The sequence below is a fragment of the Ancylobacter sonchi genome, assembly GCF_018390695.1.
In the GTDB taxonomy this organism is placed as follows: Bacteria; Pseudomonadota; Alphaproteobacteria; order Rhizobiales; family Xanthobacteraceae; genus Ancylobacter; species Ancylobacter sonchi.
In genome coordinates this window covers 725398-741971 of the sequence record NZ_JAHBGF010000028.1, presented here as the reverse complement: position 1 = coordinate 741971, position 16574 = coordinate 725398, and the positions used below count along the sequence as shown (strand labels likewise).

Genomic DNA, 16574 nt, shown 5'->3' with positions numbered 1-16574 from the left:
GGGCGGCCGGCAGCGCGAAGACCAGTTCCGGTCGTCGCGCTGCCGGCCGGGGGCTCACTTGCTGATGAAGCGCGAGGGATGGATGTCCATCACGTTCGCCTGCCAGCCCTGCAGCTTCGGCGACACGATGCTGTGGTAGCTGTAGTAGAGCAGCGGCATGTTGCCGAGCTGATCGATCAGCACCTTCTCGGCCTCGGCGAGCTTGGCCATACGGACCTTGGCGTCGCCGCCGGCCGCGGCGGCCTCGCCCATCAGCTTCTCGAAGGATTCATTGCTGAAGTTCGAGTAGTTGTTGCCGCTCGCCTTGCGCGAGATGCCGAGGAAGGTCTCCGGGTCCTTGTAGTCGGCGATCCAGCCGGCGCGGGCATAGTCGTAGTCGCCCTTCTGCTCCAAGAGGCCGTAATGGGTCTTGGTGTCGGTGTTGATCAGCGACACCTCGATGCCGAACGGCTTGAGCTGCTCCTGGATCGCCACAGCGGTGTTCTTGTGGTTCTCCGAGGTGTTGTAGCGGATCTCCAGCTTCAGCGGCTTGCCGGGGCCGTAGCCCAGATCGGACAGGATCTTCTTCGCCTCGTCCTCGCGGTCGAACTGGGAGGTCTTGGCGTAGTCCGCCTCGGACGGCGTGTAGCCCTCGATACCCGGCGGCACCATGGAATAGGCCGGGATCATGGAGTTCTGCCACACCTTCTCGGCGAGGAAGTCGCGGTCGATCAGCAGGGAGACGGCGCGGCGCAGCTTCGGGTCGTTCCACGGCGCCTTGTCGGTCTTGATCGCGTAATAGTAGGTGCCGAGATAGGGGCCGACCTTCACCTGGTCGCCGAACTTCTTCTTGAGATCGGCGAGCTGCTCGGTGGGCAGGTCGTCATTGGAATCGAGCTCGCCGGCCTCGAAGCGCTTGATGGCGGTGGAGCGGTCCTCGGTCGGGACGTAGTTCACCGCGTCGAGCTTCACCTCGCCGGCAGCGTGAAAGGTCGGGTTCTTCACCAGCTTGATGTGATCGTTGGGCACGAACTCGGCCAGCGTGAACGGCCCGTTGGAGACCATCTTGCCGGGCTTGATCCAGTCGGCGCCGAGCGCGTCCATGGATTTCCTGTTCACCGGATAGGTGGACTGGTGGGTGAGCATCTCGAGGAAATACGGCGTCGGCGCCTTCAGGGTGACTTCCAGCGTCGCGGGGTCGATGGCGCGCACGCCGAGCTGCTCGGGCTTGGCCTTGCCGGTGTTCACTTCCTCGGCGTTCTGGATGACGTAGAGCATGGAGGCGTATTCGGCGCCGGTGGCCGGATCCTCCAGGCGGCGGAACGAGTAGACGAAGTCGTCGGCCGTCACCGGATCGCCGTTCGACCACTTGCCGTCGGCGCGCAGCTTGAAGGTGTAGACCTTGCCGTCCGGCGAGACCGTCCAGCTTTCCGCCGCGCCGGGAATGAGGCCGGCGGTGGCGTTCGGCATGACCAGGCCTTCATAGAGATCGCGCAGGATATGCGCCTCGTAGATGGTCGAGGTCTTGTGCGGGTCGAGCGATTCCGGGTCGGCGGAGTTGCCGCGGTTGTAGACGGACTCGGCGGCGGCCGGCAGTGCAGCCGCTCCGAGCATCAGCGTGGCGATGAGAAGGGATCGGAAGCAGTTCATATGAACACTCCTTTCACGCGAGATTGGCGTCGCCTGCACAGTTCTAGTGCACGACGACGATTTGTGCGAAGTGGCTTGTTGCGAATTCGCACGGAAGCCGGGCGTTCCTGCAACTATCGGTGGATAACCGGCCGGATGCCGGAGCCCCCGCGACAGCCGCGAATCCCGTCATCCGCCCGCCTCGTGGAGGATGATCTTCACGTCGCCGCTTCCGGCAGGAAAGCCCTTTCGCGCGCCACGTGGTTGCAATTGTAACCCTGGTGTCCCGCCCAGCCGACTCCGGGTAAGCTCCATGCATGCGGGGCATTCATCACATCGCGATCATCTGTTCGGACTATGCGCGCTCCCGGCGCTTCTATGGCGAGACGCTAGGATTTCCGGTGCTCAACGAGGTATTCCGCGCCGAGCGCGGCTCGTGGAAATGCGACCTCGATGCCGGCAATGCCCGGCTGGAGCTGTTCTCCTTTCCCGACCCGCCACCTCGCCCCAGCCGGCCGGAGGCCTGCGGGCTGCGCCACCTCGCCTTCGCCACCGACGCGCTCGACCGGGAGATCGCCCGGCTGACCGGCCTCGGCATCGCCGTGGAGCCGGTGCGGACCGATCCCTATACCGGCCGGCGATTCACCTTCTTCGCCGATCCCGACGGGCTGCCGCTGGAGCTCTATGAGGAGCCGGCGGCCGGCGGGCCGGGGGAGGGCGGCGGCTGACGTCGCCCTGTCATATTGCCGGGGTTCTGATGCCGGCGCCCTGCCATCAGGCCAAGCCGCCCCCGTTACTCCTATCGCCGTGACCGCATCGCCATGACCCCATCGCCGTCCCTCGAACCCGTGCCCCCCGACATGTCGCCCCCGGCCGTTCCGACCTTCGCGGAGGCCTTCCGGGTGTGGGCGAAGATCGGGCTGCTCAGCTTCGGCGGTCCGGCGGGGCAGATCGCTCTGATGCACAAGGTGCTGGTCGAGGACCGGCGCTGGATCGGCGAGCAGCGTTTCCTGCACGCGCTGAACTACTGCATGCTGCTGCCCGGCCCGGAGGCGCAGCAGCTCGCCACCTATATAGGCTGGCTGCTGCACCGCACGGCGGGCGGGCTGGTCGCCGGCCTGCTGTTCGTGCTGCCCGGCGCCGTGGTCATGCTCGCGCTCAGCGCCCTCTACGCGCTCTATCGCCACGTGCCGCTGGTCGAGGCGCTGTTCTTCGGGGTGAAGGCGGCGGTGCTGGCCATCGTGGTGCAGGCGGTGCTGCGGATCGGCCGGCGGGCGCTGCGCAACCGGCTGATGGTCGGCATCGCCGCCGCCGCCTTTCTCGGCCTGTATTTCCTGCGCCTGCCGTTTCCGCTGATCATCCTGCTGGCCGGCCTCGCCGGCTGGATCGGCAATCGCTACGCGCCGTCATGGTTCGCGCCGGCCGGGATGGGGGCGAATGGAGGCGTGGCGGATCCGCCCGGCGTGGTCGACATGCTGTTCGAGCGCGGCGAGCTCGCCCATGCCGCGCCCTCGCGGAGCCGGGCGCTGCGCGTCGCGGCCCTCTGGCTGCCGCTCTGGCTGGCGCCGGTGGCACTGCTGTGGGCGCTGACCGGCTCTTCCAGCGTCTGGACGCAGATCGGCTCTTTCTTCAGCGTCATGGCGGTCGTCACCTTCGGCGGCGCCTATGCGGTGCTCGCCTATGTGGCGCAGGCGGCGGTGGACGGCTTCGGCTGGATGGCGCCGGGCGAGATGGTCGACGGCCTCGGCCTCGCCGAGACCACGCCCGGCCCGCTGATCATGGTGGTGCAGTTCGTCGGCTTCCTGGCGGCGTTCCGCAATCCGGGCACGCTCGATCCGCTGCTGGCCGGCACGCTGGGGGCGCTGCTGACCTTGTGGGTGACCTTCGCGCCCTGCTTCTTCTGGATATTCCTCGGCGCGCCCTATGTGGAGGCGTTGCGCGGTAACCGCGCGCTGTCGGCGTCGCTGTCGGCGATCACCGCGGCGGTGGTCGGCGTCATCCTCAATCTCGCCTTGTGGTTTTCCCTGCACGTGATCTTCCGCCAAGTGGAGAGCGTCGCGTTTCTTGGCTTGCAGCCTGATCTGCCGGTGCCGGGCTCGATCGACTGGCGCGCGGCGCTTCTTGCCGTCGGCGCGCTGGTGGCGATGCTGTGGTTCCGGCTGGGGCTGTTCGCGACGCTGGCCGGCTGCGCGCTCGCCGGCATCGCCTTGCGGCTGCTGCCGGCTTAGGGAGACGGTCGCCAAATCGCCTCAAATGCCCCGCACCGTTCCAGGCAGGGCGAGACGGGTGCCGCGGGAAGTCCCGCGCGTCCATCGAGGGGCCGTTCGCATGTCCGATGACCGCGCCGCGCTGACCGCCCTGTGCCGCTTCGGTCTCGGTCCCCGTCCGGATGATCTGGCCCGGCTTCGCTCTGATCCGCGGGGCGCGCTCCTCGATGAACTGGCGCGGCCGGCGGCCATCCGGCTGGACGATCCCCAATTGCCGACCAGCCAGCAGGCGATCGCCCGCTACGCGGCCCATCAGCGCGTGGTGTCGCGTGCCCGCCAGCAGCGCGCGCCGGGAGAGGAACGGGCGGGTGCCACCGCGGTAGCCCTGCGCGGCGAGGCGCAACCGGGAATGGCCGCCCCGGCAATGGGTGGCGGGAGCGCGCTGTCCGGCAAGATGTCGGCGGAGACGGCGCCGCCGGGGATGACGCCGCCCGGAATGGCGGGCATTGGCGCCGGCCCGTCGCCCGACGTGCCGCTCTATGAACAGGAAGTGGCCGCGCGGCTGATCCGCGTGCATGACGCCCTGGTCGGGTTCACCGAGCGGCTGGTGATGTTCTGGGCCAATCACTTCGCCATCGCGCTGAAGGACGGGCCGGTGCGGAGCGCCGCCGGGCCCTTCGAGCGCGAGGCGATCCGCCCGCATATCCTCGGCCGCTTCGCCGACATGCTGAAGGCGGCCGAGCAGCATCCGGCGATGCTGTTCTATCTCGACAACAACCAGTCGATCGGCCCGACCTCCAACGCGGCGCTGAAGAACAGGCGCGGGCTCAACGAGAACCTGGCGCGCGAGATGCTGGAGCTGCACACGCTCGGCGTCGACGGCGGCTACACGCAGGCGGACGTCACCGCGCTCGCCCGCATCCTCACCGGCTGGACGGTGGCTTCCGCCGACGAGGACGCGCTCCATGGCGGAAGCTTCACCTTCGCTCCGGTTCGTCACGAGCCCGGCGAGCAGAAGCTGCTCGGCCGGAGCTATCCGGATGACGGGGTCGGGCAGGGGGAGGCGGCGCTGCTGGCGCTGGCGGCACATCCGGCGACCGCCCGCCACATCGCCCGCAAGTTCGCCGCGCATTTCGTCGCTGACGCGCCGCCGCCGGCGCTGGTGGAGCGGCTGGCCACGAGCTTCCGCACCAGCGGCGGCGATCTCGGGGAGCTCGCCCGCGTGCTGATCGATTCCCCGGAAGCCTGGGACGCGGCGGCGACGAAGATGCGCTCGCCGCAGGAGTTCCTGTTCGCGGCGGTGCGGCTGACCGGCAAGCCCGATCAGCTGAAGACCGCGCTCGGTCAGCTCGTCGCGATGGGGCAGCCGATGTGGAATCCCGGCAGTCCCAAGGGATATGCCGATGGCAGCGACGACTGGCTTTCCCCGACCGGCATCAAGACGCGCCTCGACGTCGCCGACCAGATCGGCCGGGCCGCCGGCGCCACCGAGCCGCTGGCGCTCGCTACCGCCGCCTTCGGGGCGACGGCGTCGGAGGAGACGCTGCGGGCGGTGCGCCGCGCCGAGAGCCGGCCGCAGGCCATCGCGCTCCTGCTGATGGCTCCGGAGTTCCAGAGGAGATAGCCGTGGATCTGTGCGAGACCTCGCTCTCCCGTCGCGCGGTGCTCGGCACCTCCGGCGCGCTGTTCGCCTGGGCCTTCATGCCGCGCTTCGCCTTCGCGGCGGGCGGGCGGGACGCGCGCTTCGTCTGCATCGTGCTGCGCGGGGCGCTGGACGGGCTCGCCACGGTGGCGCCGGTCGGCGATCCCGCCTATGCCGGCCTGCATGGCGACCTCGCCCTGTCGCTCGATGGCGAGATCCCGGCGCTGCCGCTCGACGGCTTCTTCGCGCTGCATCCCTCGATGCCGAACTTCGCCCGGCTCTACAAGGCCGGGCAGGCGAGCGTCGTTCATGCGGCGGCGACCGGCTATCGCGAGCGTTCGCATTTCGACGGTCAGGACGTGCTGGAGAGTGGCCAGCCGGCGCCGGGCCGCACCGAGACCGGCTGGCTGAACCGCTTCCTCGCCGGACTGCCGGCCGGCGAGCGCGTCGCCTCGGCGGGCGCGCTGGGGGTCGGCCCGGTGGCGCCGCTGGTGGTGCGCGGGCCGGCGCCGGTGCTGGGCTGGAGCCCGGCGGTGCTGCCGCCGGCCGGCGACGACCTCGCCGACCGTCTCGTCGCGCTCTATGCCGAGCGTGATCCGGCGCTGCACCGCATGTTGATCGAAGGGCTGAAGACCGAGGACCTCATCGCCATGAACGGGCCGGCGATCCGGCGCGAGGGTGGCCCCGCCGATCCGAAGGGCATGAGCCGGACCGCGCTCGGCGCCGCTCGCCTGCTGGCGCAGGATGACGGCCCGCGCATCGCCGGCCTCGCCTTCGAGGGATGGGACACCCATGCCAATGAAGGCGGGGTGAAGGGACAGCTCGCCAACCGCCTGCGCGGCCTCGACGACGCCATCGGCGTCTTCGCCGGGACGCTTGGCCCGAAATGGCGGGACACCGCGGTGATGGTGGTGACGGAGTTCGGCCGCACCGCCGCCATCAACGGCACGCGCGGCACCGACCACGGCACCGGCACGGTGGTGCTGCTCGCCGGCGGCGCCATTCGCGGCGGCCGGGTGATCGCCGACTGGCCGGGCCTGTCGGACGCCGCGCTGCTCGACGGGCGCGACCTGCGGCCGACCACCGACGTGCGCGCCGTGGCCAAGGGCATCCTCGCCGACCTGTTCGGCGCACCGGCGGGCTATCTCGCGCGCGAGGTGTTCCCCGATACGGCGGGCCTGTCGCCGCTCAGGGACCTCGTGGCGTGAGGTTTTCGCCGTCGCGGCGTCCGCGCCGGAGCAAATTCTGGCGAGCTCCGTCCGCCGACATTGCTCCACGTCTCTGTCGATACGCATTTTTCTCACGCGAGCCGCAACCTGGCTCACTCGAAAATGCTCTAGGGCGTGCCGGGCAGGACGAAGACGGTCAGCTGGCCGCCGAGCGCGGTGTAGCTGCTCAGCGCCGCATAGGCGTCCTTGGCTCCCGATCCCGCATTGGGATCGGAGAGGCCGGCGGCGAGCCCGATGCCCGCCCAGCCGCCGATGCCGGATAGCACGGCGATATATTGCCGGCCGCCATAGGCATAGGTGGTGACGTTGCCGACGATGCCGGACGGGGTCTTGAAGCGGTAGAGCTCCTTGCCGGTCGCCGCGTCCACCGCCTTCAGATAGCCTTCCAGCGTGCCGTAGAACACCACGCCGCCGGCGGTGGCGAGCGCACCCGACCATACCGAGAACCGCTCCGGCACCGACCAGGCGACGCGCCCCTTCAGATTGTCCCAGGCGATGAAGCGGCCGGTCTGCCCGTCGCCACCCGGCGGGGGATACATGGTGAGGGTGGCGCCGACATAGGGTTGGCCGGCGGCGTAGTCGACGTGGAATGGCTCGTAATCCATGCAGAGGCGGCTGGTCGGGACGTAGAACAGGCTGGTGAGCGGCGAAAAGGCGGCCGGCTGCTGGTTCTTGGCGCCGATCGCCGCCGGGCAGATGCCGGAATAGGTGACGTCCTCGCCCTCGGCCTCGGTGCCGTATTTCGGGTCGAGGATCGGCCGGCCATAGGTCGGGCTCGCCTTGTCCATGTCGATGCCGCTTGCCCAGTTCACCTCCGGGTCGAACTTCTCGGCGACCAGCAAGTCGCCGGTGACGCGGTCGAGCGTGTAGGCGAAGCCGTTGCGGTCGAAATGGGTGAGCAGCGGGCGCGTGCGACCGTCGACGGACTGGTCCGTCAGGATCATCTCGTTGACCCCGTCATAGTCCCACTGGTCGTGCGGCGTCATCTGGTAGACCCAGCGCGCCATGCCGGTGTTGGCGTCGCGGGCGAAGATGGCGTTGGACCATTTGTTGTCGCCGGGACGCTGCGAGGGGTTCCAGGTGCCGGGATTGGCGCTGCCGTAATAGACGAGGTTCAGCGCCGGGTCGTAGGCGAACCAGCCCCAGGGCGCGCCGCCGCCCATCCTCCATTGCTCGCCCTCCCAAGTCGCGAGCGAGGAGTCCTTGCCGACCGGCTTGCCGAGTTCGGTGGTCCGGTCCGGGTCGATCCGCATCTCGGTGTCCGGGCCGGTGGAATAGGCACGCCAGGCCAGCGTGCCGTCCTTGAGATTATAGGCGCTGAGGTGGCCGCGCGCGCCGAACTCGGCGCCGGCGATGCCGACGATCAGCTTGTCCTTCACCGGCATCACCGTGGCGGTGTTGGATTCACCCTGCCGGGGATCGCCATTCGCCACCCGCCAGCGCACCGCGCCGGTGCGGGCGTCGAGCGCGACGATGGTGGTATCGGCCTGCTGGAGGAACACCATGCCCTCGGCATAGGCGAGGCCGCGATGGACGAGGTCGCAGCACATGATGGCCGCGACGTCACGCGATTGCTGCGGCTCGTACTTCCACAGGATGCGCCCGTCATGGGCGAGGTCGAGGGCGTAGACGATGTTGGGGAAGGGGGTGTGCACATACATCACGCCGTCGACGACGAGCGGCGCGCCCTCATGCCCCCGCAGCACGCCGGTGGAGAAGGTCCAGGCGACCTGCAGCGTGCCGACATTGGCGGCGGTGATCTTGTCGAGGCGGGAATAGCGCGTATTGGCGTAGTCCAGCGTCTGGATCACCTGCGTGCCGGGATCGGCGAGGCGGCGCAGCACGTCGTCATTGGCGCGCGCCTCGGCCGCGCCGAGCAGCAGCATTGTCGCGGCCAAGAACCTCGCCGTCCTGCCGATCCTCGCTGTCACGCCCGCCCTCCATGGCTGTGCCGCAGTGGGGGAGTGGCGGATCGCCGCGTCGCTCCCTTCGCCGAAGCGATACCATGCGACACGCAGGGGAAGGCAACGGGCGGCGCGGCCGTCGCGGCAGGGCGAGACGCCGCAGGGCCGTCGGATGGGCGGCCGTCTCAAGCAGGCGTTCGTCGGGCCGGCCGCCTACCAGCCGGAATCGGCGGCGCGCCACTTGGCGATCGTGTCGAGCGACACCGGCGGCGTGTCGAGATCGGGAACCACGGCCATGGCGCCCGGGAAGCTCTGGTGATTGGTGTAGACACTTGGCGTGACCAGCGTCGGCAGGCCGGCCGCCCGCGCGGAATCGAGCCCGTTGCGCGAATCCTCGATGGCGATGCAGGCGAAGGTCGGCATGCGCAGCTCGTCCAGCACGTAGCGGTAGATATCCGGCGCCGGCTTCTTCGCCGGGACAATGTCGCCGGCGCCAATCACCTCGAAGATGCTGGACGCCGGCGCGCCGAAGGCCGCCTGGAGCAGGGCCTCCACATTGGGCAGGCTGGTCGTGGTGGCGATGGCGAGGCGCACGCCCTTGTCCCGCGCCTCGCCGATCAGCCGCATCACGCCGGGCCGCAGGCGGGCGGCGCCGTCGGCGATGAGCTGGGTGTAGATCTCCGTCTTGGCCGCGTGCATCTCGGCGACGCGTTCGAGCGCCCGCGTCCCGTCCGGCGGCTGGTGGCCGGCGACGAAGGCGCGGATGCGTTCCTTGCCGCCGGTGACGTCGAGCAGCTGGCGGTAGAGCGGACGGTTCCAGTACCAGTCGAAGCCGAAGCGGACGAAGGTCTCGTTGAAGGCGAGACGGTGGACCTCCTCCGTCTCGGCCAGCGTCCCGTCGACGTCGAAGATGATCGCCTCGGCGCGCATGGCCTCAGGCCGCCTTCGCCTGCGCGCGGGCGCCGGCGGCGCGGATGGCGGCGATGTTGGCGCGATAGCCCTCGATGCCGCCCACATTCCCGCTGGGCTTGAAGACGGCCGAGCCGGCCACCAGCACGTCGGCGCCGGCGGCGACGCAGCGGGCGCCGGTCTCCGGATTGACGCCGCCGTCGATCTCCAGATGGATCGGACGGTCGCCGATCATGGCGCGCAGCCGCTCCACCTTCGGCAGCACGTCGGCGATGAAGGCCTGGCCGCCGAAGCCGGGATTGACCGTCATCGGCAGGATGAGGTCGACCTTGTCGAGGATGTACTGCACGACGCTCTCCGGCGTCGCCGGGTTGAGCGCGACGCCGGCCTTCTTGCCCAGCGAGCGGATCACCTGCAGGCAACGGTCGAGATGGTCGGTGGCTTCCGCCTGCACGGTGATGATGTCGGCGCCGGCCTTGGCGAAGGCCTCGAGATAGGGCTCGACGGGGGAGATCATCAGGTGCACGTCGAACACCTTGTCGGTGTAGGGGCGGATCGCCTTGATGACGTCCGGCCCGAAGGTGATGTTGGGCACGAAATGGCCGTCCATCACGTCGAGATGGATCCAGTCGGCGCCGGCCGAGACGACGTCGCGCACTTCCTCGCCGAGACGGGAGAAATCGCTGGCGAGCATCGAGGGGGCGATCAGCGGAAAGGTCATGGCGGTGTCCTCGTCACCCGCCCCAAGAGGGCAGGGCACTTTAAAGGAAAGCGGATCGCGCCGACGCCTCCGCCGGCGCCGGGTTCAGCTCCGGATCGGCGGATAGCTGTCGATGCCGCCGGAGAAGACGCGGCTCACCAGGATGTCCTCGGCCAGGATGGTGACGAGGTCCTCGGCGGTGACCGGCTTGCCGGCGGCGAACAGGCGGTTGGCCTGGCGCAGTCGGGCGCGGTCGAGTGCGTTGCGTACCGAGCGGCCATTGGCGAAGTGCGGCTGCAGGATCCGGAGCTCGATGTAGCGGGTGAAGGCCTCGCCGGCCTCGGCGCTGAGCTTGTAGTTCATGCCGGCGAGGATGCGCCCGCCAATCTCGAACAGCTCGCCCTGCGAATAGTCGGGGAAGTCGATGTGATGCGCCACCCGCGAGCGGAAGCCGGGATTGGCCATGAAGAAGCGCTCCATCCGGTCGGCATAGCCGGCAAGGATGACGACGAGGTCGTCGCGCTGGTTCTCCATCACCTGCAAGAGGATCTCGATGGCTTCCTGGCCGTAGTCGCGCTCGTTCTCCGGGCGGTACAGGTAGTAGGCCTCGTCGATGAACAGCACGCCGCCCATGGCGCGCTTGAGGATTTCCTTGGTCTTCGGCGCGGTGTGGCCGATGTACTGGCCGACCAGATCGTCGCGGGTGACGGTGACGAGGTGGCCTTTGCGGACATAGCCGAGGCGGTGGAGGATTTCCGCCATGCGCAGGGCCACGGTGGTCTTGCCGGTGCCGGGGTTGCCGGTGAAGCTCATATGCAGCGTCGGGCTCACCGCGTTCAGGCCGAAGCGGGCGCGGGCACGGTCCACCAGCAGCAGCGCGGCGATCTCGCGCAGCCGCTTCTTCACCGGGGCGAGGCCGATGAGGTCGCGGTCGAGCTCGTCGAACACCTCGACGAGGCCGGAATTGTTGAACTCGGCCGCGAGGTCCACAGCCTCGGTGGCGTCGGCGGTCTTAACGTCGTCGATCAAGGCATTCATGGGACATCACTCCGTTCCGCTTCGGCCGGACGGTACCGCTGCGTCGCGAGGGGCTTCCCGGTCGCCGCGGCGGGCCCGCACGGAGAAAAAAGAGACCGGTCCGGGAGCGCGGGATCCCGGACCGGTCGGTTCGCTGCCGTGGGAGGAACGGATCAATCAGCGAACCAGTCAGCCATGAAGACAAACACCTGTCGGGTCGTCCTCAGTCTCAGTAACGGGTGCCCTCGGGGCGCTGGGCGGCGTAGGAGCGGGTGGTGTAGCGAATGGCGCGGCCATCCACTTCCTGGCGCTCCAGGGCGAAGCCGGGCTCGTCCGCCGGCCGGTCCGTGATGAAGGACAGGCGGAGCGATTCCCACGTGTGGGTCGAGTCGAAGGCGCTGACGCGGATGTAGTTGTGGCCGGCATGCGCCTTGCGGCACTCGTTCAGCTCGAACACGATGCCAGCGGCATCCTTCACGTCGAACATCGGCATGCCCCACATCTCCCAATAGGTGTTGCGGGGGTGGGGGTCGTCGGTGAACTCGATGTTCACCGCCCAGCCCTTGTCGATGCAGTACTGGACCTGCTTGGCGATCTGCGCGTCGGTCAGATCGGGCAGGAAGGAGAAGGCTCCCTGAGTCAGTCGCATGGTGGTCTCCCTTTGGTCTCGTGTTGTCGTCACTCGGCCGCGGTGACCTGCGGGACGAAGTCGGGGGTGTCGGTCGAGGAGTAGTTGAAGGTGACGTCCTTCCAAGTATCCAGCGCCTGCTTGAGCGGCAGGCAGTGCTTGGAGGCGGCCTTCAGGATCTCCGGACCTTCGTTGACGATGTCGCGGCCCTCGTTGCGGGCGAAGATCATCGCTTCCAGCGCGACGCGGTTGGCGATGGCGCCGGCCTGGATGCCCATCGGGTGACCGATGGTGCCGCCGCCGAATTGCAGCACCACGTCCTCGCCGAGCAGGTCGATCAGCTGGTGCATCTGGCCGGCATGGATGCCGCCGGAGGCCACCGGCATCAGCTTGCGGGTCGAGGCCCAGTCCTGGTCGAAGAAGATGCCGTGCGCCAGGTTCTGCGGCACGAAATCCTCGCGGCAGAGGTCGTAGTAGCCCTTGGTGGTGTGGGGGTCGCCTTCGAGCTTGCCCACCACCGTGCCGGCATGGATGTGATCGACGCCGGCGAGGCGCATCCACTTGGTGATGACGCGGAACGACACGCCGTGGCTCTTCTGCCGCGTATAGGTCGAGTGACCGGCGCGGTGCAGATGCAGGATCATGTCGTTCCTGCGCGCCCACTTCGCCATGGACTGGATCGCGGTGTAGCCGATGATCAGGTCGATCATCACGATGGACGAGCCGAGCTGCTTGGCGAATTCGGCGCGCTCGTACATCTCCTCCATGGTGCCGGCGGTGACGTTGAGATAGGTGCCCTTCACCTCGCCGGTGGCAGCCTGCGCCTTGTTCACCGCCTCCATGCAGTAGAGGAAGCGATCGCGCCAGTGCATGAAGGGCTGCGAGTTGATGTTCTCGTCGTCCTTGGTGAAGTCGAGGCCGCCCTTGAGCGCCTCATAGACCACGCGGCCATAGTTGCGGCCGGACAGGCCGAGCTTCGGCTTCACGGTGGCGCCGAGCAGCGGGCGGCCGAACTTGTCGAGGCGCTCGCGCTCCACGACGATGCCGGTCGCCGGGCCGTCGAAGGTCTTCACATAGGCGACGGGCAGGCGCATGTCCTCGAGGCGCAGCGCCTTGAGCGGCTTGAAGCCGAACACGTTGCCGATGATCGAGGCCGAGAGGTTGGCGATCGAGCCGTTCTCGAACAAATCGAGGTCGTAGGCGATGTAGGCGAACCAGGAGCCCGGCGTGTTCGGCACCGGATCGACGCGGTAACACTTCGCCCGGTACTTGTCGCAGGCGGTGAGGCGGTCGGTCCACACCACCGTCCAGGTGGCGGTGGAGCTTTCGCCGGCGACCGCCGCCGAGGCCTCGATCGGATCGACGCCGTCCTGCGGGGTGACGCGGAACAGGGCGATGACGTCGGTGTCCTTCGGCTCGTAATCGGGCTGCCAATAGCCCATCTTACGGTATTCCATGACGCCAGCGCTGTAGCGGTCGCGCTTCTTCTCGGTGGGCTTGGTGGTCTCGAGCGTGGTCATCGGGCTACTCCCATGGCTCTCCCGTCGACGCGCAGCGATGCTGGCGCCTGGGATCACTTCGTCGTTGGTCGTTGCGGTCCCTCAGCAGAGGGGGTGGTTCACTGCGCCGCCACAGTTATTCGGCGGCAACCCTGGCGCCGCCGATCACCGGATCGAGGGCGCCGCTGGCATAGCGCTTGGCCATTGCCGCGAGCGGCAGGACCTTGATTTTCGAGGCATTTCCGGCGGTGCCGAACTGCTCGAAACGTTCCCGGCACAGATCGCGCATTGCATCCATAGCCGGCTTAAGGAATTTGCGCGGGTCGAACTCGGCCTTGTTGGCCTGGGCGACCTTGCGGAACTGCGCGGTCATGGCGAGGCGGCAGTCGGTGTCGATGTTCACCTTGCGCACGCCGTGGCGGATGCCGCGGACGATCTCCTCCACCGGCACGCCCCAGGTCTGGGGCATCTCGCCGCCGGAGGCGTTGAACAGATCCTGCAGCGCCTGCGGCACCGAGGAGGAACCGTGCATCACCAGATGCACGCTCGGCAGGCGGCGGTGGATCTCCTCGATCACGTTCATGGCGAGGATATCGCCGTCCGGCTTGCGCGAGAACTTGTAGGCGCCGTGCGAGGTGCCCATGGCGATGGCGAGCGCGTCGACCTTGGTACGGGCGACGAAATCCACCGCCTGGTCCGGGTCGGTCAGCAGCTGGTCATGAGACAGAGTGCCTTCCGCCCCGTGGCCGTCTTCCTGCTCGCCGGCGCCGTGCTCCAGCGAGCCGAGCACGCCGAGCTCGCCTTCCACCGAGGCGCCGACCCAGTGGGCGGCGTCGACGACGCGGCGGGTGATGCCGACATTGTAGTCGTAGTCCGCCGGGGTCTTGGCGTCCTCCTTCAGCGAGCCGTCCATCATCACCGAGGTGAAGCCGTGCTGGATCGCCGAGAGGCAGGTCGCCTCGTTGTTCCCGTGGTCCTGGTGCATGCAGAGCGGGATGTGCGGGTACATCTCCGCCAGCGCCTCGATCATCTTCGAGAGCATGATGTCGTTGGCGTAGGAGCGCGCGCCGCGGCTCGCCTGCATGATCACCGGAGCGTCGACCGCGTTGGCCGCCTCCATGATGGCGAGGCCCTGCTCCATGTTGTTGATGTTGAAGGCGGGCACGCCGTAGCCGTGCTCGGCCGCGTGGTCGAGAAGCTGGCGAAGGGTGATACGGGCCATTTTCCGTCTCCTCAGGCGCAGGTCAGGAGGTCACAGGCGGCGGCGACCACCCCCTCCGGCGTGATGCCGAAATGCTCGTACAGGGTCGGGGCCGGGGCGGAGGCGCCGAAGCCCTCCATGCCGACGAAGCGGCCGCGATCGCCGATCCACCGGTCCCAGCCGAGCCGCGCGGCGGCCTCGATGGCCACGCGGGGCGCGGTGCCGAGCACTTGCCGGCGGTAGTCCTCGCTCTGCTTCTCGAACAGTTCCCAGCACGGCATCGACACGATGGCGGCGTCGACGCCCTTGGTGGCCAGCAGGTCGGCTGCCTTGAAGGCGATGTCGAGCTCGGAGCCGGTGGCCAGCAGGGTGACGTCGCGCCACTTCTGCGGCTTGCGCACGATATAGGCGCCGCGCGAGCTCAGATTCTCGTCGGTGTGCTCGGTGCGGAAGGTCGGCAGGTTCTGCCGCGACAGCGCCAGAACAGTGGGGGTGCCCTCCGAGGCGAGCGCGATCTGCCAGGCCTCCAGCGTCTCCACCGCGTCGGCCGGGCGGAACACCTGCAGGTTCGGCGTCGCCCGCAGCATGGCGAGATGCTCGATCGGCTGGTGGGTCGGGCCGTCCTCGCCGAGGCCGATGCTGTCATGGGTTAACACATAGACGACGCGCTGCCCCATCAGGGCGGAGAGCCTTATGCCGCCGCGGGCATAGTCGGCGAACACCAGGAACGTGCCGCCATAGGGAATGAACCCCTTGTGCAGCGCGATGCCGTTCATCACCGCGCTCATCGCGTGTTCGCGAATGCCGTAGTGGATGTAGCGGCCGGCATATTTGCAGGGCGCGACCGAGGCGAGCCCCTTGGTCAGGGTGAGGTTGGAGTGGGTGAGGTCGGCCGAGCCGCCCACCGTCAGCTCGGTGGCCTCGTTGATTACCGCCAGCGCCATTTCGGACGCCTTGCGGCTGGCGACGTTCGGCGCGCTCTCGGAAAGCCCGCGCTTGTAGGCGCGCAGCTTGTCGTCGAAATCGGCCGGCAGCTTGCCGGCGAGCGCCGTCTCGAAGGCCTGGCGCTTGTCGGAGGCCCGCAGCCGGTCCTCCCACGCCTCGCGCGCCTCGCGGCCACGGTCGGCGATCTGCTCCCAGGCCGAACGGATGCCGGCCGGGATCTCGAAGGGAGCGTGCGGCCAGCCGAGCCGGTCGCGGGCCCCCTCGATCTCGGCGGCGCCGAGCGGCGCGCCGTGCACCGCCTCGGTGCCCGCCTTGTTGGGTGCGCCGAAGCCGATGGTGGTGCGGCAGGCGATCAGCGACGGCTTCTTGGTGTTGCGGGCCTTAGCGATGGCGTCGATCAGCGCGTGATGCGAGTGGCCGTCGACACGGAACACGTCCCAGCCCGCCGCCTCGAAGCGCGCCAGCTGGTCGGTCGAGGTCGACAGCGAGGTCGAGCCGTCGATCGAGATGCCGTTGTCGTCCCACAGCAGGATCAACTTGCCGAGCTTGAGATGCCCGGCGAGGTCGATGGCCTCGTGGGAGATGCCCTCCATCAGGCAGCCGTCGCCGGCGATCACATAGGTGTAGTGATCGACGAGATCGTCGCCGAAGCGGGCATTCATCATGCGCTCGGCCAGCGCCATGCCGACGGCGGTGGTGAGGCCCTGGCCGAGCGGGCCGGTGGTGGTCTCGACGCCGAGCGTGTGGCCGTATTCCGGATGGCCGGCGGTGGTCGAGCCGAACTGGCGGAAGCGCTTGATCGCCTCGATGTCCATGTCGGCATAACCGAGCAGATGGTTGATCGAGTAGAGCAGCATCGAGCCGTGCCCGGCGGAGAGCACGAAGCGGTCACGATCCGGCCAGTGCGGCTGGGTCGGGTCGATCTTCATGAAGCGGGTGAAGAGCACCGTCGCCGCGTCGGCCATGCCCATCGGCATGCCGGGGTGGCCGGACTTCGCCTTCTCGACGGCGTCCATGGTGAGGGCGCGCAGCGCGTTCGCCATGTCGCCATAGGGGATCTCGGTCGCCCCATCCTGCGGGCACAG

At 68.5% G+C, this 16574-nt stretch carries 13 protein-coding genes; 4 read left to right on the top strand and 9 right to left on the bottom strand.

Annotated elements, in window-relative coordinates:
• Positions 1-54 precede the first annotated feature (54 nt).
• The gene (locus tag KHC28_RS18815) at positions 55-1629 is read right to left on the bottom strand and encodes a peptide ABC transporter substrate-binding protein (RefSeq protein WP_214009835.1); all 1575 of its coding nucleotides are present in this window, start codon (positions 1627-1629) and stop codon (positions 55-57) included.
• Positions 1630-1925: 296 nt separating this feature from the next.
• Here KHC28_RS18815 and gloA2 point away from each other — a divergent pair, with 296 nt between their 5' ends.
• From gloA2 to KHC28_RS18795, 4 genes are all read left to right on the top strand, one after another.
• Positions 1926-2336, top strand: a complete 411-nt coding sequence (gloA2, locus tag KHC28_RS18810; protein ID WP_214009834.1) for an SMU1112c/YaeR family gloxylase I-like metalloprotein — start codon at positions 1926-1928, stop codon at positions 2334-2336.
• Between the two features lie 132 nt (positions 2337-2468).
• Complete coding sequence (gene chrA, locus KHC28_RS18805; protein ID WP_214009833.1) at positions 2469-3836, top strand: chromate efflux transporter; 1368 nt, start codon at positions 2469-2471, stop codon at positions 3834-3836.
• A 100-nt stretch (positions 3837-3936) separates the two neighbouring features.
• The gene (locus KHC28_RS18800) at positions 3937-5439 is read left to right on the top strand and encodes a DUF1800 domain-containing protein (RefSeq protein ID WP_214009832.1); all 1503 of its coding nucleotides are present in this window, start codon (positions 3937-3939) and stop codon (positions 5437-5439) included.
• A 2-nt stretch (positions 5440-5441) separates the two neighbouring features.
• Positions 5442-6665 carry a DUF1501 domain-containing protein gene (locus tag KHC28_RS18795; RefSeq protein ID WP_312893256.1) on the top strand — a complete coding sequence of 408 codons (1224 nt, stop codon included), beginning with the start codon at positions 5442-5444 and terminating at the stop codon, positions 6663-6665.
• Positions 6666-6793: 128 nt separating this feature from the next.
• Here the strand turns inward: KHC28_RS18795 and KHC28_RS18790 are convergent, their stop codons facing one another.
• The 8 genes from KHC28_RS18790 to tkt form a co-directional block, all read right to left on the bottom strand.
• A complete protein-coding gene (locus KHC28_RS18790; protein WP_214010004.1) occupies positions 6794-8572 on the bottom strand; it encodes a methanol/ethanol family PQQ-dependent dehydrogenase in 1779 nt (592 codons plus the stop codon).
• 231 nt (positions 8573-8803) lie between these two features.
• Positions 8804-9520 (bottom strand): HAD family hydrolase, encoded by a 717-nt coding sequence (locus tag KHC28_RS18785; protein WP_214009831.1) that lies wholly within the window; start codon positions 9518-9520, stop codon positions 8804-8806.
• A 4-nt stretch (positions 9521-9524) separates the two neighbouring features.
• Positions 9525-10220: a ribulose-phosphate 3-epimerase gene (rpe, locus tag KHC28_RS18780; protein ID WP_214009830.1), complete on the bottom strand. Its 696-nt coding sequence runs from the start codon at positions 10218-10220 to the stop codon at positions 9525-9527.
• An 84-nt stretch (positions 10221-10304) separates the two neighbouring features.
• Positions 10305-11237, bottom strand: a complete 933-nt coding sequence (gene cbbX, locus KHC28_RS18775; protein ID WP_214009829.1) for a CbbX protein — start codon at positions 11235-11237, stop codon at positions 10305-10307.
• Between the two features lie 208 nt (positions 11238-11445).
• Positions 11446-11865 carry a ribulose bisphosphate carboxylase small subunit gene (locus tag KHC28_RS18770; RefSeq protein ID WP_214009828.1) on the bottom strand — a complete coding sequence of 140 codons (420 nt, stop codon included), beginning with the start codon at positions 11863-11865 and terminating at the stop codon, positions 11446-11448.
• A 29-nt stretch (positions 11866-11894) separates the two neighbouring features.
• The gene (locus KHC28_RS18765; protein WP_214009827.1) at positions 11895-13364 is read right to left on the bottom strand and encodes a form I ribulose bisphosphate carboxylase large subunit; all 1470 of its coding nucleotides are present in this window, start codon (positions 13362-13364) and stop codon (positions 11895-11897) included.
• 115 nt (positions 13365-13479) lie between these two features.
• Positions 13480-14565 (bottom strand): class II fructose-bisphosphate aldolase, encoded by a 1086-nt coding sequence (fba, locus tag KHC28_RS18760; protein WP_214009826.1) that lies wholly within the window; start codon positions 14563-14565, stop codon positions 13480-13482.
• 11 nt (positions 14566-14576) lie between these two features.
• On the bottom strand, positions 14577-16532 hold the full coding sequence (gene tkt / locus KHC28_RS18755; RefSeq protein WP_214010003.1) for a transketolase: 1956 nt from the start codon (positions 16530-16532) through the stop codon (positions 14577-14579).
• Positions 16533-16574: the final 42 nt, after the last annotated feature.

Coding starts and splice junctions, on each gene's coding strand:
- KHC28_RS18815 (WP_214009835.1), bottom strand. CDS start 1,629: ATGAACTGCTTCCGATCCCTTCTCATCGCCACGCTGATGCTCGGAGCG.
- gloA2 (WP_214009834.1), top strand. CDS start 1,926: ATGCGGGGCATTCATCACATCGCGATCATCTGTTCGGACTATGCGCGC.
- chrA (WP_214009833.1), top strand. CDS start 2,469: ATGTCGCCCCCGGCCGTTCCGACCTTCGCGGAGGCCTTCCGGGTGTGG.
- KHC28_RS18800 (WP_214009832.1), top strand. CDS start 3,937: ATGTCCGATGACCGCGCCGCGCTGACCGCCCTGTGCCGCTTCGGTCTC.
- KHC28_RS18790 (WP_214010004.1), bottom strand. CDS start 8,572: ATGCTGCTGCTCGGCGCGGCCGAGGCGCGCGCCAATGACGACGTGCTG.
- KHC28_RS18785 (WP_214009831.1), bottom strand. CDS start 9,520: ATGCGCGCCGAGGCGATCATCTTCGACGTCGACGGGACGCTGGCCGAG.
- rpe (WP_214009830.1), bottom strand. CDS start 10,220: ATGACCTTTCCGCTGATCGCCCCCTCGATGCTCGCCAGCGATTTCTCC.
- cbbX (WP_214009829.1), bottom strand. CDS start 11,237: ATGAATGCCTTGATCGACGACGTTAAGACCGCCGACGCCACCGAGGCT.
- KHC28_RS18770 (WP_214009828.1), bottom strand. CDS start 11,865: ATGCGACTGACTCAGGGAGCCTTCTCCTTCCTGCCCGATCTGACCGAC.
- KHC28_RS18765 (WP_214009827.1), bottom strand. CDS start 13,364: ATGACCACGCTCGAGACCACCAAGCCCACCGAGAAGAAGCGCGACCGC.
- fba (WP_214009826.1), bottom strand. CDS start 14,565: ATGGCCCGTATCACCCTTCGCCAGCTTCTCGACCACGCGGCCGAGCAC.
- tkt (WP_214010003.1), bottom strand. CDS start 16,532: ATGGCGAACGCGCTGCGCGCCCTCACCATGGACGCCGTCGAGAAGGCG.